The organism is Cribrihabitans neustonicus (assembly GCF_048820895.1).
GTDB lineage: Bacteria > Pseudomonadota > Alphaproteobacteria > Rhodobacterales > Rhodobacteraceae > Cribrihabitans_A > Cribrihabitans_A neustonicus.
The window spans coordinates 1-23,856 of record NZ_JBMERQ010000019.1 but is presented as its reverse complement, the minus strand read 5'-3'; the positions used below and the strand labels follow the sequence as shown (position 1 = coordinate 23,856).

20 protein-coding genes and 1 tRNA gene are annotated in these 23,856 nt (G+C 63.2%); 17 read left to right on the top strand and 4 right to left on the bottom strand.

Annotated elements, in window-relative coordinates:
* Positions 1-139, top strand: a 139-nt coding sequence (locus tag ACOHWE_RS19400) for an EF-Tu C-terminal domain-related protein (protein WP_446247891.1), incomplete at its 5' end; no start/stop codon positions are given.
* Between the two features lie 247 nt (positions 140-386).
* Here ACOHWE_RS19400 and ACOHWE_RS19395 read toward each other — a convergent pair.
* Complete coding sequence (locus ACOHWE_RS19395; protein WP_420668386.1) at positions 387-1,070, bottom strand: lysophospholipid acyltransferase family protein; 684 nt, start codon at positions 1,068-1,070, stop codon at positions 387-389.
* A gap of 206 nt (positions 1,071-1,276) precedes the next feature.
* Between ACOHWE_RS19395 and ACOHWE_RS19390 the strand changes: the two genes are divergently transcribed.
* A tRNA-Trp gene (locus tag ACOHWE_RS19390) sits at positions 1,277-1,352 on the top strand.
* An 81-nt stretch (positions 1,353-1,433) separates the two neighbouring features.
* Here the strand turns inward: ACOHWE_RS19390 and ACOHWE_RS19385 are convergent.
* On the bottom strand, positions 1,434-3,578 hold the full coding sequence (locus ACOHWE_RS19385) for an O-linked N-acetylglucosamine transferase, SPINDLY family protein (RefSeq protein ID WP_420668385.1): 2,145 nt from the start codon (positions 3,576-3,578) through the stop codon (positions 1,434-1,436).
* A gap of 221 nt (positions 3,579-3,799) precedes the next feature.
* Here ACOHWE_RS19385 and secE point away from each other — a divergent pair, with 221 nt between their 5' ends.
* Together secE and nusG are read left to right on the top strand one after the other, a co-directional pair.
* Complete coding sequence (gene secE, locus ACOHWE_RS19380; protein ID WP_420668384.1) at positions 3,800-3,997, top strand: preprotein translocase subunit SecE; 198 nt, start codon at positions 3,800-3,802, stop codon at positions 3,995-3,997.
* A gap of 219 nt (positions 3,998-4,216) precedes the next feature.
* Complete coding sequence (nusG, locus tag ACOHWE_RS19375; protein WP_420668383.1) at positions 4,217-4,750, top strand: transcription termination/antitermination protein NusG; 534 nt, start codon at positions 4,217-4,219, stop codon at positions 4,748-4,750.
* 131 nt (positions 4,751-4,881) lie between these two features.
* Here nusG and ACOHWE_RS19370 read toward each other — a convergent pair whose 3' ends face one another.
* Positions 4,882-5,283 carry a winged helix-turn-helix transcriptional regulator gene (locus tag ACOHWE_RS19370; RefSeq protein WP_420668381.1) on the bottom strand — a complete coding sequence of 134 codons (402 nt, stop codon included), beginning with the start codon at positions 5,281-5,283 and terminating at the stop codon, positions 4,882-4,884.
* 180 nt (positions 5,284-5,463) lie between these two features.
* Between ACOHWE_RS19370 and ACOHWE_RS19365 the strand changes: the two genes are divergently transcribed.
* From ACOHWE_RS19365 to ACOHWE_RS19325, 9 genes are all read left to right on the top strand, one after another.
* A complete protein-coding gene (locus tag ACOHWE_RS19365) occupies positions 5,464-5,844 on the top strand; it encodes a VOC family protein (RefSeq protein ID WP_420668379.1) in 381 nt (126 codons plus the stop codon).
* 325 nt (positions 5,845-6,169) lie between these two features.
* Positions 6,170-6,595 (top strand): 50S ribosomal protein L11, encoded by a 426-nt coding sequence (rplK, locus tag ACOHWE_RS19360; RefSeq protein WP_005621043.1) that lies wholly within the window; start codon positions 6,170-6,172, stop codon positions 6,593-6,595.
* A 1-nt stretch (position 6,596) separates the two neighbouring features.
* Positions 6,597-7,295 carry a 50S ribosomal protein L1 gene (gene rplA / locus ACOHWE_RS19355; RefSeq protein ID WP_420668378.1) on the top strand — a complete coding sequence of 233 codons (699 nt, stop codon included), beginning with the start codon at positions 6,597-6,599 and terminating at the stop codon, positions 7,293-7,295.
* A 449-nt stretch (positions 7,296-7,744) separates the two neighbouring features.
* Positions 7,745-8,263, top strand: coding sequence for a 50S ribosomal protein L10 (gene rplJ / locus ACOHWE_RS19350; RefSeq protein ID WP_420668377.1), 519 nt, complete (start codon positions 7,745-7,747; stop codon positions 8,261-8,263).
* A gap of 80 nt (positions 8,264-8,343) precedes the next feature.
* Entirely contained in the window at positions 8,344-8,718 is a 375-nt protein-coding gene (rplL, locus tag ACOHWE_RS19345; protein ID WP_420668376.1) for a 50S ribosomal protein L7/L12, read from the top strand.
* A gap of 250 nt (positions 8,719-8,968) precedes the next feature.
* The gene (gene rpoB, locus ACOHWE_RS19340; RefSeq protein ID WP_420668374.1) at positions 8,969-13,105 is read left to right on the top strand and encodes a DNA-directed RNA polymerase subunit beta; all 4,137 of its coding nucleotides are present in this window, start codon (positions 8,969-8,971) and stop codon (positions 13,103-13,105) included.
* 53 nt (positions 13,106-13,158) lie between these two features.
* The gene (rpoC, locus tag ACOHWE_RS19335; RefSeq protein WP_420668373.1) at positions 13,159-17,400 is read left to right on the top strand and encodes a DNA-directed RNA polymerase subunit beta'; all 4,242 of its coding nucleotides are present in this window, start codon (positions 13,159-13,161) and stop codon (positions 17,398-17,400) included.
* Positions 17,401-17,771: 371 nt separating this feature from the next.
* A complete protein-coding gene (locus ACOHWE_RS19330) occupies positions 17,772-18,584 on the top strand; it encodes a glycosyltransferase (RefSeq protein ID WP_420668372.1) in 813 nt (270 codons plus the stop codon).
* Complete coding sequence (locus ACOHWE_RS19325; RefSeq protein ID WP_420668371.1) at positions 18,581-19,477, top strand: DMT family transporter; 897 nt, start codon at positions 18,581-18,583, stop codon at positions 19,475-19,477. The genes ACOHWE_RS19330 and ACOHWE_RS19325 overlap by 4 nt, the downstream gene beginning before the upstream one ends.
* Before the next feature lie 2 nt (positions 19,478-19,479).
* Here ACOHWE_RS19325 and ACOHWE_RS19320 read toward each other — a convergent pair whose 3' ends face one another.
* Complete coding sequence (locus ACOHWE_RS19320; protein WP_420668369.1) at positions 19,480-20,286, bottom strand: putative rhamnosyl transferase; 807 nt, start codon at positions 20,284-20,286, stop codon at positions 19,480-19,482.
* A gap of 366 nt (positions 20,287-20,652) precedes the next feature.
* Here ACOHWE_RS19320 and rpsL point away from each other — a divergent pair, with 366 nt between their 5' ends.
* The 4 genes from rpsL to ACOHWE_RS19300 form a co-directional block, all read left to right on the top strand.
* The gene (gene rpsL / locus ACOHWE_RS19315) at positions 20,653-21,024 is read left to right on the top strand and encodes a 30S ribosomal protein S12 (RefSeq protein ID WP_005980675.1); all 372 of its coding nucleotides are present in this window, start codon (positions 20,653-20,655) and stop codon (positions 21,022-21,024) included.
* A gap of 15 nt (positions 21,025-21,039) precedes the next feature.
* Positions 21,040-21,510: a 30S ribosomal protein S7 gene (gene rpsG / locus ACOHWE_RS19310; protein ID WP_420668368.1), complete on the top strand. Its 471-nt coding sequence runs from the start codon at positions 21,040-21,042 to the stop codon at positions 21,508-21,510.
* An 18-nt stretch (positions 21,511-21,528) separates the two neighbouring features.
* The gene (gene fusA, locus ACOHWE_RS19305) at positions 21,529-23,646 is read left to right on the top strand and encodes an elongation factor G (RefSeq protein WP_420668366.1); all 2,118 of its coding nucleotides are present in this window, start codon (positions 21,529-21,531) and stop codon (positions 23,644-23,646) included.
* Between the two features lie 63 nt (positions 23,647-23,709).
* Positions 23,710-23,856: GTP-binding protein (locus tag ACOHWE_RS19300; RefSeq protein ID WP_420667836.1), on the top strand; the 147-nt coding region annotated here is incomplete at its 3' end.

Genomic DNA, 23,856 nt, shown 5'->3' with positions numbered 1-23,856 from the left:
GATGGTGATGCCGGGCGACAACCTGAAGTTCGCCGTCGAGCTGATCGCGCCGATCGCGATGGAAGACGGCCTGCGCTTCGCCATCCGTGAAGGCGGCCGCACCGTCGGCGCCGGCGTTGTGTCGAAGATCATCGAGTAATCGATGATCCCGAGACGCGCCATTGGAGGTGTGTCGAAGATCATCGAATAGTTCGCGCTAGCGGATGTTCAAACGGAAAGGGCGCCCCTGCGGCGCCCTTTCTTTTTGCCGCGACCGGAAACCGGCGCGGTCTTTCCGGCCGGAAGTCTGGCCTTTCCCGGGCTAAACAGCAGCGAAAAGTTCTGCTTCAGGATTTCTTGCCTAATTCCTTAGGGAAAACGGCACGCCGAGGTGGTGCAGTTTGCGGTCAGGGCCGGCCAGCCGCGGCATCGGCGGCATCGGTTACAGCGTCGAGCGAGGCTTCCAGGCTTTGGCGCAGGGTCTCCACCTCCTCCTCGCTCGGCTTCTTCGGCACAGTGTCCGTCCATTCCTGGCACATCAGGGTGCCCTTCGAGAACGGGAGAGGCAGCATCTGCCGGTCCCAGGTCGGCATCTCGATCACGTGCCTTTCGGAAAAAGCAACGGTGAACACCCGGCAGCCGGTCATCCGTGCCCAGACGACCGGCACGGTGGACGACACCCGCGCAGGCCCGCGCGGCCCATCCGCGGCGATGCCGATCGAGCAGCCTTCCTTTGTGCGCCGCAGGACTTCACGCGAAAGGGCTACGTGGCGCTTGTGACTCGACATGGGGATCGTTTCAAATCCGAGACGCACCAGGATCTGCCCGGCCAGCCGGCCCGCCCGGGCCGAGGAGGTCAGCGCACAGATGCGGCCCAGCGACGTGTCGAAGAGGTATGGCGCCATGATCAGCCGCTGGTGCCAGAGCACGAAGATCACCGGTTCGCCGCGGCGCACGCAGGCGTCCATTTCCTCGAAGCCGCTGCGGGTCCAGCGGGAGGTGCGGTAGGCGAATCGCACGTAAGCGGCGAGGAGCCCTTCGATGGCCCGGTTCAGCCGCGGGCTGTCGGCAAGTTTCTTCCTCAGGCTCACTGTCTCTGCCTCATGGTCTTGGCTGCCCTGTCTCGGGAGCGGGCTTCGGGAGATTTTCCGGGGTGCTGCCGCTCCGGCCGGGCCGGTCTTACTGCATGTGCACGGGGAGGCAAAGCCCGCGGGAGGCAAACCGCGCGGAGCTATGCGGAAAACCGGATTTCCCTCTTGCCAGCGTCGCGCGGCTGCCGTAGGACAGGCCGCACCGTAGGGGTATAGCTCAGTTGGTAGAGCGACGGTCTCCAAAACCGTAGGTCGCGGGTTCGAGCCCTGCTGCCCCTGCCATTCTCCAGTAGATCAGATACAAGCCGCCGGCCCAGGTTGCAAAGGCCGCGCGAACACGCGCCGGGCCATTTGCCGCCAGCGCTATTGCGCCGCGGCGGATCCTTCCATTTGCGGGACCGCCAGGTGATCGGGCGCGAGGCCCCGCAGGTGACGGTCGTGCGCCATGTCGAAGGCGCGCTCCAGCGTCCGGACAAAGCGGGTAGTGTCGAATAGAGGTGCGGTCAGGCGGTTGGCCTGCAGCTTGGCGCGCAGCGCGGCGCAGGCCACCGGGTCTTGGGCAAGGCCCGCAGCGATGCTTTCGTATTCCTCTTCGCTGGCGGCCACCATTTCAGGCAGTCCTGCCGCCTGAACGAGGCTGGCGCCGACCCGGGCTGCGAACTGGCGGCCGGGCAAAGTAAGCACCGGAAGCCCAGCCCAGAGCGCATCGCTGGCGGGGGCACCGGCGTTGACCGCGAAGGTATCGAGGAACAGGTCGGCTGCCGCGTGCCGTCCGAGATGTTCCTCCTGCGGCACCTGCGCTGCAAACACCAGCCGGTCCGGGTCGATGCCGTGGGAGGCGGCGGCGCGGCGCAGGTTGGAAACGGAATGCGCGCCCGTGTCCAGCAGCCACAGCACGCTGTCCGGGGCACCTGCGAGCAGCCGCATCCAGATGGCGAACTCACGCGGGGTGATCTTGTAGGTGTTGTTAAAGCAGCAGAAAACGAAGCCCTCGTCCGGCAGGCCGCAGCCGGCGCGGCTGAAGACTTGCGGCGCGGCCGGCCGGGCGCGGCCGTCGACCTGGCAGCTGCCGGGAAGGCGGATCAGGTGCTCGTCGAAATGGCGCTCGCTGCCCGGCGGGCAGGTGGTGTGGTCGGCGATGAAATAGTCGAAAGCGGCGGTGCCCATGGTGCCGGGGTAGCCGGGATAGGCTATGTGCAGCGGTGCAAGCCGGGCACCGAAGAGCCGTGCGCGGCTGCCGCCGGTGTATCCCTCGAGATCGACCGCGATATCGAGCTGGTCCGCTTTGGCGGTTGCGATGACCTGGCTGTCGGGCTGCCCTGCGACATCGCGGAACAGGGCCGCGTTCTCCTGAACCCGGCACCGGGCGGCGTCCGCGGGGGTGGCGCCGTAGGCGTAGGCGCAGATCTCGAAGCGATTGGCGTCGTGGCGTTCGAACAGGGCCCCTATACGGTGCTGGGTTGCCTGGCCGCGGAAATCCTCGGCGAAATAACCGATCTTCAGCCGCTGGGGGCGGGAGGCGGCGCGGGCGGGCGGGCGCGGCTCTATTCTGTCGAACTGGCTCGCGGCATACGCCTGGGTCCGCACGCGCAGAAGGTCCGGGTTGTCTTCCATCGTCATCATCGCGAAGGGTGCACAGGGGGTACCTCTGAGGCCCAGGTGGCGGCGGTGGGTGTCATACTCCTGGATCCAGTCCCAGTCATTGAGCTGGGCCAGCGTGTGGAGCCGCTGGGAGCGGGCATTGTCGTCGTCGGGCTTTGCTTGCAATGCCCGCGCGAAACAGCCAGCTGCGCGCTCGGGCTTGCCCTCGAGGTTCCAGATCTGGCCGAGTTTGAAATGCGCCGCGGCGAGGTCCGGGTCCAGCTCCGCGGCCTTGGCATACTGCTCCTTCGCGTCTTCCAGGCGGCCGAGGCTGTGCAGCGTGTCTGCCAGATGAAGACGGACGTGGGCGCTATCCGGTGCCAGTTCCAAGGCTTTCTGCAGCACGGTGGCTGCTGTTGCGAAACGCTCAAGCCCTATCAGTGCGGCGCCCATGCCGGTGAGGGACTGGAGGTGCTCCGCGTCGGCCTCCAGCGCCTTGTGGTAGAGCGCCAGTGCGTCTTCCAGCTGGCCGCGGCGCTGGCAGGCGTTGCCAAGCGCGCTGAGCGTGCCGGCGGATCCGGGCTCGATGCCGAGAGCTCTGTTCAAGCAGGTCGCGGCCAAATCAAGATTGCCTGCTCCCAGATGGCAGCGGCCGAGGAAATCCCACAGGAAATGGGACTGGGGATGGGATTGCAGCAGCGTGCCGCTGTGTTTGGCGGCGGCATCAAACTGGCCGGCGTTGAATTTCGCAGTCAGTTCCTGCTTGACCGTGGCAGGCGGTTCCTGGGTCTGCGCTACTCTCTGGCGCAGCGCCTCCAGCGCCTGCCTGGCGCGCTGGTTCTCAGGAGATCCGGCAAGAATATCGCGGTAGATCTTGGCGGCGTCCTCCAGTTTGGAGGCGCGTTCGAGGCGTTGGGCTTTGGACATGGAGGCTGCGACAGACATGGGTTTCCGTTTCCTGAGACAAGCATTTGCGGCCGCGCCGCCGGCAGGCGGCGCCCCAATATTCCCGGCTAGTTTAACGGCAAATGGATTAAAATTGGATTGACCGCCGGGAAGCCCCGCCTGCCCGGCCTGCGGCAGGGCTTGAATTCGGCGGCGCTTGGCGTTACATCGCGCTGACTGCTAGCAGAGAGACACTCCCCCTTATGGCGACTATCAATCCAGTACAGTTCATCCAGCAGGTCCGTGCCGAAGTGTCCAAGGTCGTCTGGCCGACCCGGCGCGAGGTTCTGCTGACCACGGTGATGGTGTTCATCATGGCGGCGCTGACGGCAGTGTTCTTTGCCGTGGTTGATCTCTTGATCCGCTACGGGCTGCAGGGGCTTCTCGGCCTGTTCGGCTGAGGCCGCCGCGGGTCGGGCAGCCGGGCGGCCGGGGCAGGGGTGCTGCCACCCTTGATCTTGGCCGCGCGGGGCGGTAGGTGACCCACAGGTTTTGAAGCGGGCGTGTGGCGAATCATGTTGCACGCCGCTTTTTGTTGGCAAGCGCGGCCGTTCGGCTGCACGTGGAATTCAGGCGGCGGAGCGGCAGCGCCCGCCCGGCAAGACAAGGACGGTCGGTTCATGGCGAAACGGTGGTATTCGGTCAGCGTTCTTTCGAACTTCGAAAAGAAAATCGCAGAGCAGATCCGCACGTCGGTCGCCGAGCACGGCCTCGAGGACGAGATCGACGAGGTCCTGGTCCCCACCGAAGAGGTGATCGAGATCCGCCGCGGCAAGAAGGTCTCCACCGAGCGCCGCTTCATGCCCGGCTACGTGCTGGTGCACATGGAGATGTCGGACCGAGGCTACCACCTGATCAACTCGATCAACCGGGTCACCGGCTTCCTCGGCCCGCAGGGCCGCCCGATGCCGATGCGCGACGCCGAGGTGCAGGGCATCCTGGGCCGCGTGCAGGAGGGCGAGGAAGCCCCGCGCACCCTGATCCACTTCGAGATCGGCGAGAAGGTCAAGGTGAACGACGGCCCGTTCGAGGATTTCGACGGCATGGTCGAGGAAGTCGACGACGAGAACCAGAAGCTCAAGGTCACGGTCTCGATCTTCGGCCGCGAAACCCCGGTCGAGCTGGACTTCGCCCAGGTCACCAAGCAGGGGTGACCCTGCGGCGGGCCGGTTGCCCGCAGTAAGTATTTCCAGGCGCCGCGTTGCTTTCCACCGCGGCGTTTTTGTGTTTGGCGGCTTTGCGGGACTAGGCTGCCGCTTGCCGGCAAGGGTGCAAAGTCTGTCTTTTAGGCAAAGGTGATTTCGGGCGCGGTAACCTGACTGATCAGCCCGCCCGTGTTCACCGCGCAGTAGAGGGATCTGGGCGGGCGGGAGGCTTCATCTATGCTGCGGCGCACCCAGTTTCTGCCTTCCATTGCTTTCAGCGATTGCGACAAAGCGCGATCCGTTATTGTCTGCAAATTCCGCTTGATATCGTTGAAATGGCTTGGCGCGTGCAGCGATGTCAGAACTGGCAATGTCCATGACCGGCGCAGCAGATCCAGATTTTCCTCGTTGGCAGCATCGTAGATCTTGCTGGCGATTTCAGCGGCGGCCACTCCCGCCGGAGTAAGCCGGAATTCCGGACGCAGCGGGTGGCCATGGCCGGGATTTCGCTCCAGCAATCCGAGCGACATAAGATGGTCCACGCTTTGTGAAAAAGCGGTCCTGCCCGCGCCGGTCGCTGCCAGGAGCGGCGCTTGCCGCCCCGGAACGCCTGCGTGCAGCTTCGACAGGATGGAGAGCGCCCAGGCTCTGGAAGTGATGTTGACAAACGTGCATATGTACATAAAGTATAGTTACTGTATTTTTTTGTTAAAGGAAAGCCCATGCCGCTCATTTCAGTAGATCAAACGATTACCCTCGCACCGTCCGTCAAGGATCGCCATGCAAGCGCGAAGTGGTACGAAAGCATGTTAGGATTTGAGGTGCTCTATCATGCTGATGATGCCGGCTGGTCCGAGCTTCGGACGAACACCCCCGGTGTCGCTATCGGACTTGGCGAGCATACCAAGCCCGCGCCCGGCAATTGCGTGCCGGTTTTCGGGATCGCCGACCTGGACGCCGCGCGGCGGAAGCTGGAGCAAGCCAGCGTGAAATTCGATGGAGAGACGGAGGTCATCGAAGGCATGGTCAAGACCGCCACCTTCTATGATCCGGATGGCAACGCGCTGATGCTTGCCGAGGACTTGACCGGCGGCGCTGGATAATGCTCCGGCCGGGTCTGGCCGCTGGAGCATGTGGTCTTTGAGCTGACGGGATAGCACTGGGCTGTAAGGTCAGCCGCAGCCATAAAGGACACTCCCCATGACAATTGCCGGATGCTTCGCGGCATCCGGCGCAATCGGCTCGAGGCGGCCATTGCAGAAGCAGGCCGCCGCCACTTGCCAACCCCCTCATTCCCCTGTACACGCCGCCCCTATCGTCTTCGGGCGAGATTCTCCCGTGGGAGATGGACGGGTCGCGACCCTGACGTCCGACCACGCAACACACACCGGATGGGACGCGTCTCATCCTCGTTGAAAGGAAAACCACATGGCCAAGAAGCTTGTTGGTTCGATGAAGCTGCAGGTTCCTGCAGGTCAGGCAAACCCCTCTCCGCCGGTTGGTCCGGCGCTGGGTCAGCGCGGCATCAACATCATGGAATTCTGCAAGGCGTTCAACGCCAAGACCGCAGACATGGAGCCCGGCGCGCCGTGCCCGACCGTGATCACCTACTATCAGGACAAGTCCTTCACCATGGACATCAAGACGCCGCCCGCGTCTTACTACCTGAAGAAGGCTGCCAAGATCAAATCCGGCGCGAACAACCCCTCGCGCGAGACGGCCGGCACCGTGACCGCGGCTCAGGTGAAGGAAATCGCCGAAGCCAAGATGAAGGATCTGAACGCCAACGATATCGAAGCGGCGATGCAGATCATCCTGGGCTCTGCCCGCTCCATGGGCATCGAGGTGAAGTAAGATGGCAAAGCTCGGTAAACGCACCCGCGCCGCGCGCGAAGCTTTCGCTGGCAAGGAAAACCTGTCGGTGGAAGAGGCGGTCAGCCTGATCAAGGCAAACGCCAACGCCAAGTTCGACGAAACCGTCGAGATCGCCATGAACCTGGGCGTCGACACCCGCCACGCGGACCAGATGGTGCGCGGCGTGGTCGGCCTGCCGAACGGCACCGGCAAGGCAATGCGCGTTGCGGTCTTTGCCCGCGGCGCCAAGGCGGACGAAGCCAAGGAAGCCGGTGCGGACATCGTCGGCGCCGAGGACCTGATGGAATCCATCCAGGCCGGCAACATCAACTTCGACCGCTGCATCGCGACCCCGGACATGATGCCCGTCGTCGGCCGTCTGGGCAAAATCCTCGGCCCGCGCAACCTGATGCCGAACCCCAAGGTCGGCACCGTGACCATGGACGTGAAAGCGGCCGTGGAAGCAGCCAAGGGCGGTGAAGTCCAGTTCAAGGCGGAAAAAGGCGGCGTCGTGCACGCAGGCGTCGGCAAAGCCTCCTTCGACGAGGCCAAGCTGGTGGAAAACATCCGCGCCTTCGTGTCGGCCGTGGCCAAGGCCAAGCCGACCGGCGCCAAGGGTGCCTACATGAAGAAGATCAACCTGTCCTCGACCATGGGTCCGGGCGTGTCGGTCGACGTGGACAACGCCGTCACCGAGTGACCGGGGCGCGTTGACGGAATTCGGAAAGGGCGGCGCCGTGGTGCCGCCCTTTTCTGCTGTGCAGGGACCGTGTGCATCTGCCCGCAGGAGCCGCGGCACTCCAGACCGCCGCGGTCTCCGATCGTGTTGCGGGCAGGGGCTTCGGCTTCGTCTCCGCTGCTGAAGGCGCGCCAATTTGCCCTTGGCATCCCCCTGCCGCTGCCCTAAGGAGGGGGGCGAGGTAAAGCGTGCGATTCGTCGTGCGCTTTATTTCATTTCGTCCAAGAAGGTGGGTGGCTGCCGATCAGGCCTTAATTTCCCTCCTGAGACGGGTACAGACCAAGAAGATCGGGGGTTTTCTTCCCTCGGGCGGATTTGGCTCGATCCCGTGAAACGGACCTGAACGCCGGTTCTTCGGGGCCGGCAAATGAGAGCCGGGATGCGCAAGCATCCCAAACTTGGAGAGAACTGTGGATAGAGCCCAGAAAGAGAAAGTGGTCGAGGAACTCGGCCAGATCTTCGAAAGCTCTGGCGTCGTGGTGGTTGCTCACTACGCCGGTCTGACAGTTGCCGAAATGCAGGACCTGCGCGCGCGTGCTCGCGAAGCGGGCGGGTCTGTGCGTGTTGCCAAGAACAGGCTCGCCAAAATCGCCCTTGAGGGTAAGCCGTGTGAAAGCATGGCCGACCTGCTGACAGGGATGACCGTTCTGACCTACTCCGAAGACCCCGTGTCCGCCGCCAAGGTGGCCGAGGGTTTCGCCAAGGATAACAAGAAGTTTGAGATCCTCGGCGGCGCAATGGGTGAGAACGCTCTGGACCGCGCAGGCGTCGAAGCCGTGTCGAAAATGCCGTCCCGCGACGAGCTCATCGCTCAGATCGCAAGCTGCATTGGCGCACCTGCTTCCAACATCGCCGGCGCAATTGGCGCACCTGCAAGCAACATCGCAAGCATCCTTTCGACCATCGAAGAGAAGGCGGAAGCTGCGTAAGCGGTTGGCACTGAATGACTGGCGTGGGGCATGTCCCGCACGTTGGAACACACATACTGTAAACGGAAAGAGCTGATACAATGGCTGATCTGAAAGCACTCGCAGAAAGCATCGTGGGTCTGACCCTGCTGGAAGCACAAGAACTGAAAACCATCCTGAAGGATGAGTACGGCATCGAGCCCGCAGCCGGCGGCGCTGTCATGATGGCAGGCCCGGCAGACGGCGGCGCAGCTGCTGAAGAAGAAAAGACCGAATTCGACGTCGTTCTGAAGAACGCTGGCGCATCCAAGATCAACGTGATCAAGGAAGTCCGCGGCATCACCGGCCTGGGCCTGAAAGAAGCCAAGGAACTGGTCGAAGCTGGCGGCAAGATCAAAGAAGGCGTGTCCAAGGACGAAGCCGAAGACGTCAAAGCGAAGCTGGAAGCAGCTGGCGCGGAAGTCGAGCTGGCCTAAGCCCTGCCTCTGGTGCATTTCTGATGCATCGGAATTTTTGGCTGGGTCCGGAGTTTTCCGGGCCCAGCCGAACCTGTCTTAAAAAGGGCCTCCGGGGAGAGGCGCTTTTTCAGGCGGAGTTCACAGGATCGGGAGGCTGCCATTCGGGACGGTGGCCATGAATTGATCCGAACACGCTGTCTCGTATGGGCAAGGTGCCGGGGCCCGGCGGCATCCTTGACCGGTGAGAACTCGAAAGGTGACATCTGACATGGCTCAATCGTTCCTTGGCCAGAAACGTCTACGTAAATATTACGGCAAAATCCGCGAAGTGCTGGAAATGCCGAACCTCATTGAGGTCCAAAAATCTTCTTATGATCTGTTCCTGCGCTCCGGCGATGCAGAAGAGCCGCTTGACGGCGAAGGCATCAAGGGTGTGTTCCAGTCGGTTTTCCCGATCAAGGATTTCAACGAAACCTCCGTCCTGGAGTTCGTGAAGTACTCCTTTGAGAAGCCGAAATACGATGTCGAGGAGTGCATGCAGCGCGACATGACCTACAGCGCGCCGCTGAAGGTCACCCTGCGCCTCATCGTGTTCGACGTTGATGAGGACACCGGAGCCAAGTCGGTGAAGGACATCAAGGAACAGGACGTCTTCATGGGCGACATGCCCCTGATGACCCCCAACGGCACCTTCGTGGTCAATGGCACCGAGCGCGTGATCGTGTCCCAGATGCACCGCTCGCCGGGCGTGTTCTTCGACCACGACAAGGGCAAGACGCATTCTTCTGGCAAGCTCTTGTTCGCCTGCCGCATCATCCCGTACCGCGGCTCCTGGCTGGACTTCGAGTTCGACGCCAAGGACATCGTCTATGCCCGTATCGACCGCCGCCGCAAACTGCCGGTAACCACTCTGCTCTATGCCCTGGGGCTGGACCAGGAAGGCATCATGGATGCCTATTACAACACCGTTCAGTTTAAGCTGGAAAAGAACCGCGGCTGGGTCACACCTTTCTTCCCCGAGCGTGTGCGCGGCACCCGTCCGACCTATGACCTGGTGGATGCGGCCACCGGCGAGATCATCTGCGAAGCGGGCAAGAAAGTGACCCCGCGCGCGGTCAAGAAGATGATCGACGAAGGCAGCATCACCGAGCTCCTGGTGCCCTTTGAGCATATCGTCGGCAAATATGTCGCGAAGGACATCATCAACGAAGACAACGGCGCCATCTACGTCGAGGCCGGCGATGAGCTGACCCTGGAGTACGACAAGGACGGTGAACTGATCGGCGGCTCCCTGAAGGAGCTGCTGGACGCGGGCATCACCGACATCCCGGTGCTGGACATCGACAACGTCAATGTCGGCCCCTACATGCGCAACACCATGGCGATGGACAAGAACATGAACCGCGACAGCGCGCTCATGGACATCTACCGCGTAATGCGCCCGGGCGAGCCGCCCACCGTCGAGGCTGCCTCCGCTCTGTTCGACACCCTGTTCTTCGATTCCGAGCGCTACGACCTGTCGGCCGTGGGCCGGGTGAAGATGAACATGCGCCTGGCGCTTGATGCCGAGGACACCCAGCGGACCCTGCGCAAGGAAGACATCGTTGCCTGTATCAAGGCGCTGGTGGAGCTGCGCGACGGCAAGGGCGACATCGACGACATCGACCACCTCGGCAACCGCCGGGTGCGTTCGGTTGGCGAGCTGATGGAGAACCAGTACCGCGTCGGCCTCCTGCGCATGGAGCGCGCGATCAAGGAGCGCATGTCTTCGGTCGAGATCGACACGGTGATGCCGCAGGACCTGATCAACGCCAAACCCGCCGCAGCCGCTGTGCGTGAATTCTTCGGCTCCTCGCAGCTCAGCCAGTTCATGGACCAGACCAACCCGCTGTCGGAAGTGACGCATAAGCGCCGCCTGTCGGCGCTTGGCCCCGGCGGTCTGACCCGCGAGCGTGCAGGCTTCGAGGTGCGCGACGTTCACCCGACCCATTATGGCCGGATGTGCCCGATTGAAACGCCGGAAGGCCCGAACATCGGCCTGATCAACTCTCTGGCGACCTTTGCCCGCGTCAACAAGTACGGCTTCATCGAGACGCCTTACCGCGTGGTGAACAACGGGCAGGTGACCGACGAGGTCCACTACATGTCCGCCACCGAGGAAATGCGCCACACCGTGGCGCAGGCGAACGCGACCCTGGACGAAAACGGCAAGTTCGTGAACGATCTGGTCTCGACCCGCCAGTCGGGCGACTACACGCTGGCGCCGAACGAAAGCGTCGACCTGATTGACGTCTCGCCCAAGCAGCTGGTCTCGGTTGCGGCTTCGCTCATCCCGTTCCTGGAAAACGACGACGCCAACCGCGCTCTGATGGGCTCGAACATGCAGCGTCAGGCGGTTCCGCTGCTCCGCGCCGAGGCGCCGCTGGTCGGCACCGGCATCGAGGAAAAGGTCGCGATCGACTCTGGCGCGGCAATTCAGGCCAAGCGCGCGGGCATCATCGACCAGGTCGATGCGCAGCGGATCGTGATCCGGGCCACCGAGGACCTGGAACTGGGCGACGCGGGGGTGGATATCTACCGCATGCGCAAGTTCCAGCGCTCGAACCAGAACACCTGCATCAACCAGCGTCCGCTGGTGAAAGTGGGTGACACGGTGGCGAAGGGCGAAGTGATTGCCGACGGCCCCTCGACCGACATGGGCGAGCTGGCTCTGGGCAAGAACGTGGTCGTCGCCTTCATGCCCTGGAACGGCTACAACTACGAGGACTCGATCCTGATCTCCGAGCGCATCGCGCGTGACGACGTCTTCACCTCGGTGCACATCGAGGAATTCGAAGTCGCTGCACGTGACACCAAGCTCGGGCCGGAAGAAATCACCCGCGACATCCCCAACGTCGGCGAGGAAGCCCTGCGCAACCTCGACGAGGCAGGGATCGTCTACATCGGCGCCGATGTGGAGCCGGGTGACATTCTGGTCGGCAAGATCACCCCGAAGGGCGAAAGCCCGATGACCCCGGAAGAGAAGCTCTTGCGCGCCATCTTCGGCGAGAAGGCTTCCGACGTGCGCGACACCTCGCTGCGCGTAAAGCCGGGTGATTACGGTACTGTCGTGGAAGTGCGCGTCTTCAACCGCCACGGTGTGGAAAAAGACGAACGTGCGCTGCAGATCGAGCGTGAGGAAGTCGAGCGTCTGGCCCGTGACCGGGATGACGAGCTGGCTATCCTTGACCGCAACATCTATGCGCGTCTGCGCGGCATGATCCTGGGCAAAGTGGCCGTCAAGGGTCCGAAAGGCGTCCGTGCCGGCACCGAGATCACCGAAGACCTGCTGGACTCGCTGTCCCGCGGCCAGTGGTGGATGCTGGCCCTGGAAGACGAGCAGGACGCGCAGGTGGTTGAGGCCCTGAACGAGCAGTACGAGGCGCAGAAGCGCGCCCTGGACGCCCGTTTCGAGGACAAGGTCGAGAAGGTCCGCCGCGGCGACGACCTGCCGCCGGGCGTGATGAAGATGGTCAAGGTCTTCATTGCTGTGAAGCGCAAACTGCAGCCGGGCGACAAGATGGCCGGCCGTCACGGCAACAAGGGTGTGATCTCGAAAGTGGTGCCGATGGAGGACATGCCGTTCCTCGCCGATGGTACCCCGGTCGACTTCTGCCTCAACCCACTGGGTGTGCCTTCGCGGATGAACGTCGGTCAGATCCTCGAAACGCACATGGGCTGGGCCGCACGCGGCCTCGGCATCAAGGTGGACGAGGCGCTGCAGGAATACCGCCGCTCTGGCGACCTGACCCCGGTACGCGAAGCGATGCACCACGCCTATGGCGACGACGTCTACGACGAGGGCATTGCCAACATGTCCGAGGACGCGCTGATTGAAGCCGCAGGTAACGTGACCCGCGGCGTGCCGATTGCCACCCCGGTCTTCGATGGCGCCAAGGAAGACGACGTGAACGATGCGCTGGTGCGTGCGGGCTTTGACCGGTCCGGCCAGTCGATCCTGTTCGACGGCCGCACCGGCGAGCAGTTCGCGCGTCCGGTCACCGTCGGCATCAAGTACCTGCTGAAACTGCACCACCTGGTGGACGACAAGATCCACGCACGCTCGACCGGCCCCTACAGCCTCGTTACCCAGCAGCCGCTGGGCGGCAAGGCGCAGTTCGGCGGTCAGCGTTTCGGGGAGATGGAGGTCTGGGCTCTGGAAGCTTATGGCGCCGCCTACACCCTGCAGGAGATGCTCACCGTGAAGTCGGATGACGTCGCGGGCCGGACCAAGGTCTATGAATCGATCGTCAAGGGCGAGGACAACTTCGAGGCGGGCGTTCCCGAGAGCTTCAACGTGCTCGTCAAGGAAGTCCGCGGCCTCGGCCTGAATATGGAACTCCTGGATGCGGAGGGCGAGGAGTAAGGGCCCCGCGCCCTTCTCCCGTTCCCCCTTTCCGCAAGATTTGAGGTATCAAAATGAACCAGGAAATCACCAACAACCCGTTCAACCCGCTGACGCCGCCCAAGGTCTTTGACGAGATCAAGGTGTCGCTCGCGTCGCCGGAACGGATCCTGTCTTGGTCCTATGGCGAGATCAAAAAGCCCGAGACCATCAACTACCGCACGTTCAAGCCCGAGCGTGACGGCCTGTTCTGCGCGCGCATCTTCGGCCCGATCAAGGACTACGAGTGCCTCTGCGGCAAATATAAGCGGATGAAATACCGCGGCGTCGTCTGTGAGAAATGCGGCGTTGAGGTCACCCTGCAGAAAGTGCGCCGCGAGCGCATGGGCCATATCGAGCTGGCGGCACCCGTCGCGCACATCTGGTTCCTGAAGTCGCTGCCCTCCCGCATCGGCCTGATGCTGGACATGACGCTGCGCGATCTGGAGCGTGTGCTCTACTTCGAAAACTACGTTGTCATCGAGCCGGGTCTCACCGACCTGCAGTACGGCCAGATGATGACCGAAGAAGAATACATGGACGCCCAGGACGCCTACGGCATGGACGCCTTCACCGCCAATATCGGCGCTGAAGCGATCCGCGAAATGCTGGCGGCAATTGATCTGGAAGCGGAAGCCGAGCAGCTGCGCGCCGAGCTGGCCGAGGCCACCGGCGAGCTGAAGCCGAAGAAGATCATCAAGCGTCTGAAAGTCGTCGAATCCTTCCTCGAGTCGGGTAACCGTCCCGAGTGGATGATCATGACCGTGATCCCGGTCATTCCGCCGGAACTGCGCCCTCTGGTGCCGCTGGACGGCGGCCGCTTTGCGACCTCTGACCTCAACGACCTGTACCGCCGCGTGATCAACCGGAACAACCGCCTGAAGCGGCTGATCGAGCTGCGTGCGCCCGACATCATCGTGCGTAACGAAAAGCGGATGCTGCAGGAATCGGTTGACGCGCTGTTCGACAACGGCCGCCGCGGCCGCGTCATCACTGGTGCCAACAAGCGGCCGCTGAAGTCGCTGTCCGACATGCTGAAGGGCAAGCAGGGCCGCTTCCGCCAGAACCTTCTGGGTAAGCGCGTCGACTTCTCCGGCCGTTCGGTCATCGTGACCGGTCCCGAGCTGAAGCTGCATCAGTGCGGTTTGCCGAAGAAGATGGCGCTCGAACTGTTCAAGCCGTTCATCTACTCGCGGCTGGAGGCCAAGGGCCTGTCCTCGACAGTGAAGCAGGCGAAGAAACTGGTCGAGAAAGAGCGCCCCGAGGTGTGGGACATCCTCGACGAGGTGATCCGTGAGCACCCGGTGATGCTGAACCGCGCACCGACGCTGCACCGTCTCGGTATCCAGGCGTTCGAACCCATGCTGATCGAAGGCAAGGCGATCCAGCTGCACCCGCTTGTCTGCTCGGCGTTCAACGCGGACTTCGACGGCGACCAGATGGCCGTGCACGTGCCGCTGAGCCTTGAGGCCCAGCTGGAAGCGCGCGTCCTGATGATGTCGACGAACAACGTCCTGTCGCCCGCCAACGGCGCGCCGATCATCGTTCCGTCGCAGGATATGATCCTGGGTCTTTACTATGTGACCCTGGAACGCGAAGGCATGCCCGGTGAAGGCAAGATCTTCGGCACCATCGACGAGGTTCAGCATGCGCTGGACGCAGGTGAAGTGCATCTGCACACCAAGATCACCGCGCGGATCCCGCAGATCGATGAGGAAGGCAACGAGGTGCTGAAGCGCTTCGAGACCACACCGGGCCGTGTCCGCCTGGGCGCACTGCTGCCGAAGAACGCCAAGGCGCCCTTCGAGCTGGTCAACCGCCTGCTTCGGAAGAAAGAAGTGCAGCAGGTCATCGACACCGTCTACCGCTACTGCGGCCAGAAGGAATCGGTGATCTTCTGTGACCAGATCATGACTATGGGCTTCCGCGAGGCGTTCAAGGCCGGCATCTCCTTCGGCAAGGACGACATGGTGATCCCGGACAACAAATGGACCATCGTCGAGGACACCCGCGAGCAGGTGAAGGACTTCGAACAGCAGTACATGGACGGCCTGATCACTCAGGGCGAAAAGTACAACAAGGTTGTCGATGCCTGGTCGAAGTGTAACGACCGCGTCACTGAAGCTATGATGAAAACCATCTCGGCTGACCGCCGGGACGAGAACGGCGCCGTGATGGAGCCGAACTCGGTTTACATGATGGCCCACTCGGGTGCGCGGGGCTCGGTCACGCAGATGAAGCAGCTGGGCGGGATGCGCGGCCTGATGGCGAAGCCGAACGGCGACATCATCGAGACCCCGATCATCTCCAACTTTAAGGAAGGCCTGACCGTGCTCGAGTACTTCAACTCGACCCACGGTGCCCGTAAGGGTCTGTCGGATACCGCTCTGAAGACGGCAAACTCGGGTTACCTGACCCGCCGTCTGGTCGACGTGGCGCAGGACTGCATTGTGCGGGAAAACGACTGCGGCACCGAGCGTGCGATCACTGCCGAAGCGGCGGTCAACGATGGTGAGGTTGTGGCAACCCTGGGCGAGCGTATCCTGGGCCGTGTTGCAGCCGACGACATCCTGCGTCCGGGCACCGAAGAGGTTCTGGTGGCAGCCGGCCAGCTGATCGACGAGCGCATGGCAGATGCCGTCGAGGAAGCAGGCGTGCAGTCGACCCGCATCCGCTCGCCGCTGACCTGCGAATCCGAGGAAGGCGTCTGCGCCATGTGCTACGGCCGTGACCTGGCCCGCGGCACCATGGTGAACACCGGCGAAGCGGTGGGCATCATCGCGGCGCAGTCGATCGGTGAACCCGGGACCCAGCTGACCATGAGGACCTTCCACATCGGCGGCGTTGCCCAGGGCGGCCAGCAGTCGTTCCAGGAAGCCAGCCAGGAAGGCAAGATCGTCTTCGAAATGCCGCAGACCCTGGAGAACGCCAGCGGCGAGACTCTGGTTGTCGGCCGCAACATGAAGCTGATCATCCAGGACGAGCACGGCGAAGAGCGTGCCAGCCACAAGCTGGGCTACGGCTCCAAGCTGTTCGTCAAGGAAGGCGACACCGTCAAGCGCGGCGACAAGCTGTTCGAGTGGGACCCCTATACCCTGCCGATCATCGCCGAGAAGCCGGGTACCGCGAAATATGTCGACCTGGTCTCGGGCCTTGCCGTGCGCGAGGAGACCGACGAGGCGACCGGCATGACCCAGAAGATCGTGATCGACTGGCGCGCGGCTCCGAAAGGCTCCGACCTGAAGCCGGAAATCATCCTGGTTGACGCCGACGGGGAGCCGGTCCGCAATGATGCGGGCAACCCGGTGACCTACCCGATGTCTGTGGATGCGATCCTCTCGGCCGAAGACGGCCAGAAGATCGAAGCCGGTGACGTTGTTGCGCGGATCCCGCGTGAAGGCGCCAAGACCAAGGACATCACCGGTGGTCTGCCGCGGGTTGCGGAACTGTTCGAAGCGCGGCGTCCCAAGGACCACGCGATCATCGCCGAAATCGATGGTTACGTGCGCTTTGGCCGCGACTACAAGAACAAGCGCCGCATCTCGATCGAGCCCAGCGACGAGTCGATGGAGCCCGTCGAATACATGGTGCCCAAGGGTAAGCACATCCCGGTGCAGGAAGGCGACTTCGTGCAGAAGGGCGATTACATCATGGACGGTAACCCGGCGCCGCATGACATCCTGGCCATCATGGGTGTCGAGGCTCTGGCCAACTACATGATCGACGAGGTTCAGGACGTCTACCGCCTGCAGGGTGTGAAGATCAACGACAAGCACATCGAGGTGATCGTCCGCCAGATGCTGCAGAAGTGGGAGATCTCTGACTCTGGTGACACCACCCTCCTAAAGGGTGAACATGTCGACAAGCAGGAGTTCGACGCTGCCAACGAGAAGGCGCTGGCGCGCGGCAAGCGTCCTGCTCAGGGCGAGCCGATCCTGCTCGGCATCACCAAGGCGTCGCTGCAGACCCGTTCCTTCATCTCGGCGGCCTCTTTCCAGGAGACCACCCGGGTGCTTACCGAGGCTTCGGTGCAGGGTAAGAAGGACAAGCTGGTCGGCCTCAAGGAGAACGTCATCGTGGGCCGCCTGATCCCGGCCGGCACCGGCGGCGCAACCCAGCGGGTGCGCCAGATTGCCCAGGGCCGTGACAACGTCGTGCTGGAAGCCCGCCGCGAAGAAGCCGAAGCCGCTGCAGCCCTGGCTGCGCCGGTTATGGAAGACGATACCCCGGGCGACGACTTCGACATCCTGGTCGAAACCCCGGAAAGCCGCGAGTAATCTTCGCGCAGTCACATGATCAGAAAGCCCCCGCATGGGACATGCGGGGGCTTTTTTTATTGGTGGTGAGCGCGGCCAGCAGCAGGTCAGCAGGGAGGATCACTCCGGCGCGGACCTCCCGCCGCCCATTTCCCGGCGCGGGACAGGGCCAAAGGCCGCCACGAACCGCCTCTGCACCCCCGCGCGCGCCACCGGCGCGCGGCTCTTGCTCCCCGGGCCAGGGAGAGGCGTCATGAGGCGCGTCTGCGCACTGGGATGCAAAGCCACAGCCCCTCTGCCATTGGCGCCAGCGCGATAATTCGGCAGCCCCCTTTTCATTTGTGCGTCTTCGGCTATTGCTTGTGGCCGGGCGGGCCTTCGGGGAGCACGGGATGAAGGTGAATTTGCGGATGGTCGGCTTGGTGCGCTTTTCCGTGCTGAGCCCGACATATTACTCCGAGCGTTTCGCCAGCGTGGAGGAAACCGCTGAGCATCTCTTTGCGCCAGAACGCATGGACCTGCGGTTCCGTCTGTTCGAGCACCTCTGCCTCCGGTCCCTTGCGCGGCAAAGCGACAAGCGCTTTCGCCTCGTGGTGCTGACGGCCGAGGCGCTGCCGGTACCATATATGGAACGCTTGCAGGCGCTGATCGCGACGCTGCCCAATGCGAGTTTGCGGGCCGTGCCGCCCGCGGCGCATCACCGGCAATTGAAGGAAGCCTATGACTCGGTGCCGTTGCGCCGGGCGACGCACCGCATCCTGTTCCGGCTGGACGATGATGACGCGGTGGACCGGGACTTCGTGAAGCGGACCAAGGCGCTGGCGCGCGGGCTGATCCCGGTGCAGAAGGCAGAGACGCCCTTCATTATCGCCCATAACCGGGGCTTCTACCTGGAGCGAGGCTTGGACGGCGCATCACTAACTGACACTTGCGAGCGTGCCCCTCTTTCGGCAGGGGCCGCGCTGGTCGCTCCAGCCGGGCACGGCGGCACACCCTATGCCGTGAACCACCGCCGCTTCGCCCAGCATTACAATACTTTCAGCGACATTTCGGTGCCCGCTTTCCTGCGCACGATCCATGGCGACAACAAGTCAAAGCCGGCCAAGAAGGGCATCACCGGCGCCTGGAGCACGGCGCGCCGCGCCAGCGCCTTGCGGCGGCACTTCGGTTTCGATCTTGCGGAACTGGAAGGGCTGCTGGCGTGACCGGAAACCAGACAGGCGCTCTTCTGATGATGGGCAGCATGGCGGCCTTCACCTTCAACGACACGCTGGTGAAACTTGCGGGCGAAGAGCTGCCGCTGCCGCAGATCCTGGTGGTGCGGGGGCTGGCGGCGACCCTGCTGATCTTCGTGCTGGCACGCATGCTCGGCAGTCTGCGCCTGCGCCTGCCTGCGGCGGCCTGGGGGCTGGTGTCGTTGCGCTGCCTGGCCGAAGCCGGTGCCACCTATCTGTTCCTGACCGCACTGATGCGGATGCCGCTTGCCAACGTGACCGCGGTGCTGCAGGGCCTGCCCCTGACGGTCACTCTGGGGGCTGCGCTGATCTTCGCCGAGCCGGTCGGCTGGCGCCGGGCGGCGGCGATTGCGGCGGGTTTTCTGGGGATGCTGCTGATCGTGCGCCCCGGGCCTGATGGCTTTGGCGATGGCGCGCTTTATGCCATTGGCGCGGTGGCCTGTGTCACCGTGCGCGACCTCAGCACCCGGCGGATGCCGGCGAATGTGCCTTCGATGACGGTGACGCTGATGGCGGCGCTGACGGTGACGGTGTTTGGCCTGCTTCTTTCGGCCGGGACCGAATGGCAGCCGATGGACGCCCGCAGCGGCGGCCTCTTGATAAGTGCCGCGCTGTTCATCTTCGCGGGCTACCTCTGCTCGGTGATGACGATGCGGGTGGGCGAGGTGGCAGTGGTGGCGCCGTTGCGCTACAGCGGGCTGCTGTGGGCGCTGCTTCTGGGCTGGGTGGTGTTTGGGCATTGGCCCGATGCGGTGACGCTTCTGGGCGCGGCTGTCGTGGTCGCGGCGGGCGGCTTCACCTTCTACCGCGAGCGCCGCCTGGCCGGGCGCGCGCGGGGCAGGGCGCGCCAGGGCCCGAGCTGAGATTAGCCCGGCGCGAAGGCAGTCCGAACGGCCTCAGCACGCAGATCAAATCGCGCCTCGAACTCGCCTTCCAAGTCCGCGCTTAGCGGCTCCGGCCGGGCGCCGCCGGCGGATTTCGGCGGAGAGTCGTTGAACGCGTTCTGGGTGCGCACGAACATCGGCGCGTCGGAGAAGGTGACGGTGGGCATGAACTGCGGGATCTTCTCATGCGCGAAGTTCATGATGGTCAGCGCGCAGCCGCCCCGCACGTACATTCCCAGCGCCGCGGTGTAATAGGGCCGGAAGATCGGCATCGCCGAGATCCCCTGAGGCCCGAGCTCCGCCAGGAAACCGCGGTTGAAGTCGATGGCGACGGACTTGTGCTGGTGCAAGAGCCCCTCGCAATCCCGCGCTGTCTGGCGCAGCCGCTCGATGAAATCCACCGAGATGGCGTCGTCGTCGTCGTGGCGGAACTGCAGACAGGGTTCGGCGGGCTCGCGGCGGGCGGCATTCAGGATCCGCTTCATCACCGGCCGGTGCTGCCCCGGCGGCTCGGCCAGGATGCGGACCTGCGGCATGTCCGCGGTGAGCGCGTGCAGCCGGTCGCGGTGCTCCGCGGGCAGGCTGTCGCCGGTCACCACGATCAGCTCGAAATTCGGATCGGTCTGGGCGCGCAGGCTGGGCAGGGCGACGGTCTCGAACAGTCGGAAGCGTTCCGCCAGCCGCGCGGTGCTGTAGAGATAGGCGGTGCGCTCTTCGATGCTGGCGTGCTTGATTTGGAAGCCGCCGATGGCCGGGTAGGAAAACCGGCACAGACCAATGACCTGCATTCTGAAATACCCCTTGCGCAACGGCGCCGGAGGCGACTATGCATGGCCACCGGCGGTGCAGCAAGCGCGCCGGTCAGGGGCACCATCCCCAGGCTTGACCGGCTGCGGTTGACAAGCCCCGCGACTCCCCATATACGCGCGCCTATCCGGCACCCGGGCTGTGTCCCGCAAGCCGAATTCTAAATGTAGTGGATCAAGTTCCGGGCACTTTTGTCACCCGGGGCCTCTGTAAACTCACCGCGTCGTCTCACCTCGGAACGGGAGCGATTGCGGTTTTTGCGCATGTGGACGCATATGTGCAGCGATATCACCCGCACGCGCCGGCGTGCATGACACGAAGTGTTGCAAAACGGGGAACAAACCGGAATGCCCACGATCCAGCAGCTGATCCGCAAGCCGCGGCAGCCGAAAGTTAAACGCTCGAAATCCATGCACCTGGAGCAGTGCCCGCAGAAACGCGGCGTCTGCACCCGTGTGTATACAACCACTCCGAAGAAACCGAACTCCGCTATGCGGAAAGTGGCCAAGGTCCGCCTGACCAACGGCTACGAGGTGATCTCCTACATCCCCGGTGAAAGCCACAACCTTCAGGAGCACTCCGTGGTTCTGATCCGCGGCGGCCGTGTGAAAGACCTTCCGGGTGTGCGTTACCACATCCTGCGCGGTGTTCTGGATACCCAGGGCGTCAAAGACCGTAAGCAGCGCCGCTCGAAGTACGGCGCGAAGCGTCCCAAGTAAGAAGGAGAGGCTGAGATGTCCCGTCGTCACGCCGCAGAAAAACGCGAAGTCCTGCCCGACGCAAAGTTCGGCGACCGCGTTCTGACCAAATTCATGAACAACCTGATGATCGACGGCAAGAAGTCGGTCGCAGAGCGCATCGTGTACAACGCGTTTGACCGCGTTGAAGCCAAGATCAAGCGCGCCCCCGTGGAAGTGTTCCACGAAGCGCTGGACAACGTGAAGCCCTCGGTCGAGGTGCGCTCCCGCCGTGTGGGCGGTGCCACCTACCAGGTGCCGGTTGAAGTCCGCCCCGAGCGCCGCGAAGCGCTGGCGATCCGCTGGCTGATCACCGCCGCGCGCAACCGCAACGAAAACACCATGGAAGAGCGCCTCGCCGGCGAGCTGCTGGACGCTGTGCAGTCCCGCGGCACCGCAGTGAAAAAGCGCGAAGACACCCACAAGATGGCCGAGGCGAACAAAGCCTTCAGCCATTACCGCTGGTAAGCTAGGGGGCCTAGATCAATGGCACGCGACTATCCGCTCGACCGTTACCGCAACTTCGGCATCATGGCGCACATCGACGCAGGTAAGACCACCTGCTCGGAGCGCATCCTGTTTTACACCGGCAAATCCCACAACATCGGTGAGGTGCACGACGGTGCAGCCACCATGGACTGGATGGAGCAGGAGCAGGAACGCGGCATCACCATCACCTCGGCGGCGACCACCACCTTCTGGGAGCGCACCGAGGACGGCCAGACTGCCGACACCCCGAAGCACCGCCTGAACATCATCGACACCCCCGGCCACGTTGACTTCACCATCGAAGTCGAGCGTTCGCTGGCGGTTCTCGACGGCGCTGTCTGTGTTCTCGACGCCAATGCCGGTGTGGAGCCGCAGACCGAAACCGTGTGGCGTCAGGCCGACCGCTACAAGGTTCCGCGCATCGTGTTCGTCAACAAGATGGACAAGATCGGCGCGGACTTCTTCAACTGTGTGCGCATGATCGAAGACCGCACCGGCGCCCGCGCCGTTCCGGTTGGCATTCCGATCGGCGCCGAGTCGGAACTGGAAGGCCTGATCGACCTGGTCACCATGAAGGAATGGCTGTGGCAGGGTGAAGACCTTGGCGCGTCCTGGATCCAGACCGATGTCCGCGACAGCCTGAAGGACATGGCCGAAGAATGGCGCGGCAAGATGATCGAGGCAGCCGTCGAACAAGACGACGACGCCATGATGGAATACCTGGAAGGCAACGAGCCCGACGTCCCGACCCTGCGCAAACTGCTGCGCAAGGGTACCCTGGGCCTGCAGTTCGTGCCGGTTCTGGGCGGCTCCGCGTTCAAGAACAAGGGTGTTCAGCCGCTGCTCAACGCCGTGATCGACTACCTGCCCAGCCCGCTGGATGTGGTCGACTACATGGGCTTCAAGCCCGGCGACGAGGAAGAAGTGCGCAACATCGCCCGCCGCGCGGACGATAACATGCCGTTTGCCGGCCTGGCGTTCAAGATCATGAACGACCCCTTCGTTGGCTCCCTGACCTTCACCCGCATCTACTCCGGTGTGATGAAGAAGGGCGACTCGATCCTGAACTCCACCAAAGGCAAGAAAGAGCGCATCGGCCGTATGATGATGATGCACTCGAACAACCGCGAGGAGATCGAGGAAGCCTTTGCAGGCGACATCATCGCGCTGGCGGGCCTGAAGGACACCACCACTGGTGATACCCTCTGCGACGCCAAGGATCCGGTGGTTCTGGAAACCATGACCTTCCCCGATCCGGTAATCGAGATCGCCGTCGAGCCCAAGACCAAGGGCGACCAGGAAAAAATGTCCCAGGGTCTGGCCCGTCTGGCCGCCGAAGACCCGTCCTTCCGCGTCGAGACCGACATCGAGTCCGGTCAGACCATCATGAAGGGCATGGGCGAACTGCACCTGGACATCCTGGTCGACCGCCTGAAGCGCGAGTTCAAGGTCGAGGCCAACATCGGTGCCCCGCAGGTGGCCTACCGTGAGACCATCTCCAAGCCGATCGAGCACACCTACACCCACAAGAAACAGTCGGGTGGTTCGGGTCAGTTCGCGGAAGTCAAGCTGGAGATCAAGCCGACCGAGCCGGGCGAGGGCTACTCCTTCGAATCCCGTATCGTCGGTGGTGCGGTGCCGAAGGAATACATCCCCGGCGTCGAGAAGGGTATCCAGTCCGTGATGGACTCCGGCCCGCTGGCCGGCTTCCCGGTGATCGACTTCAAGGTTGCCCTGGTCGACGGTAAGTTCCACGACGTGGACTCCTCGGTTCTGGCCTTTGAAATCGCGTCCCGCATGTGCATGCGCGAAGGCCTGAAGAAGGCTGGCGCGAAGCTGCTGGAGCCGGTGATGAAGGTTGAGGTGATCACCCCGGAAGAATACACCGGCGGTATCATCGGCGACCTGACCTCGCGCCGCGGCCAGGTGTCCGGCCAGGAGAACCGCGGCAACGCGATCGCGATCGCCGCCTTTGTCCCGCTTGCGAACATGTTCGGCTACATCAACACCCTGCGTTCGATGAGCTCGGGCCGCGCCCAGTTCACCATGCAGTTCGATCACTACGATCCGGTGCCGCAGAACATCTCGGAAGAGATCCAGGCGAAATACGCCTGAGCGTAACGACTTGGAGGGGCTCGCGGTGCGCGTGAGCTCTTCCCGCAACAAAAGGAGGCCATCATGGCTAAGGAAAAGTTTGAGCGTAATAAACCGCACGTCAACATCGGCACCGTCGGCCACGTTGACCACGGCAAGACCACGCTGACCGCAGCGATCACCAAATACTTCGGCGACTTCAAGGCCTACGACCAGATCGACGGCGCGCCG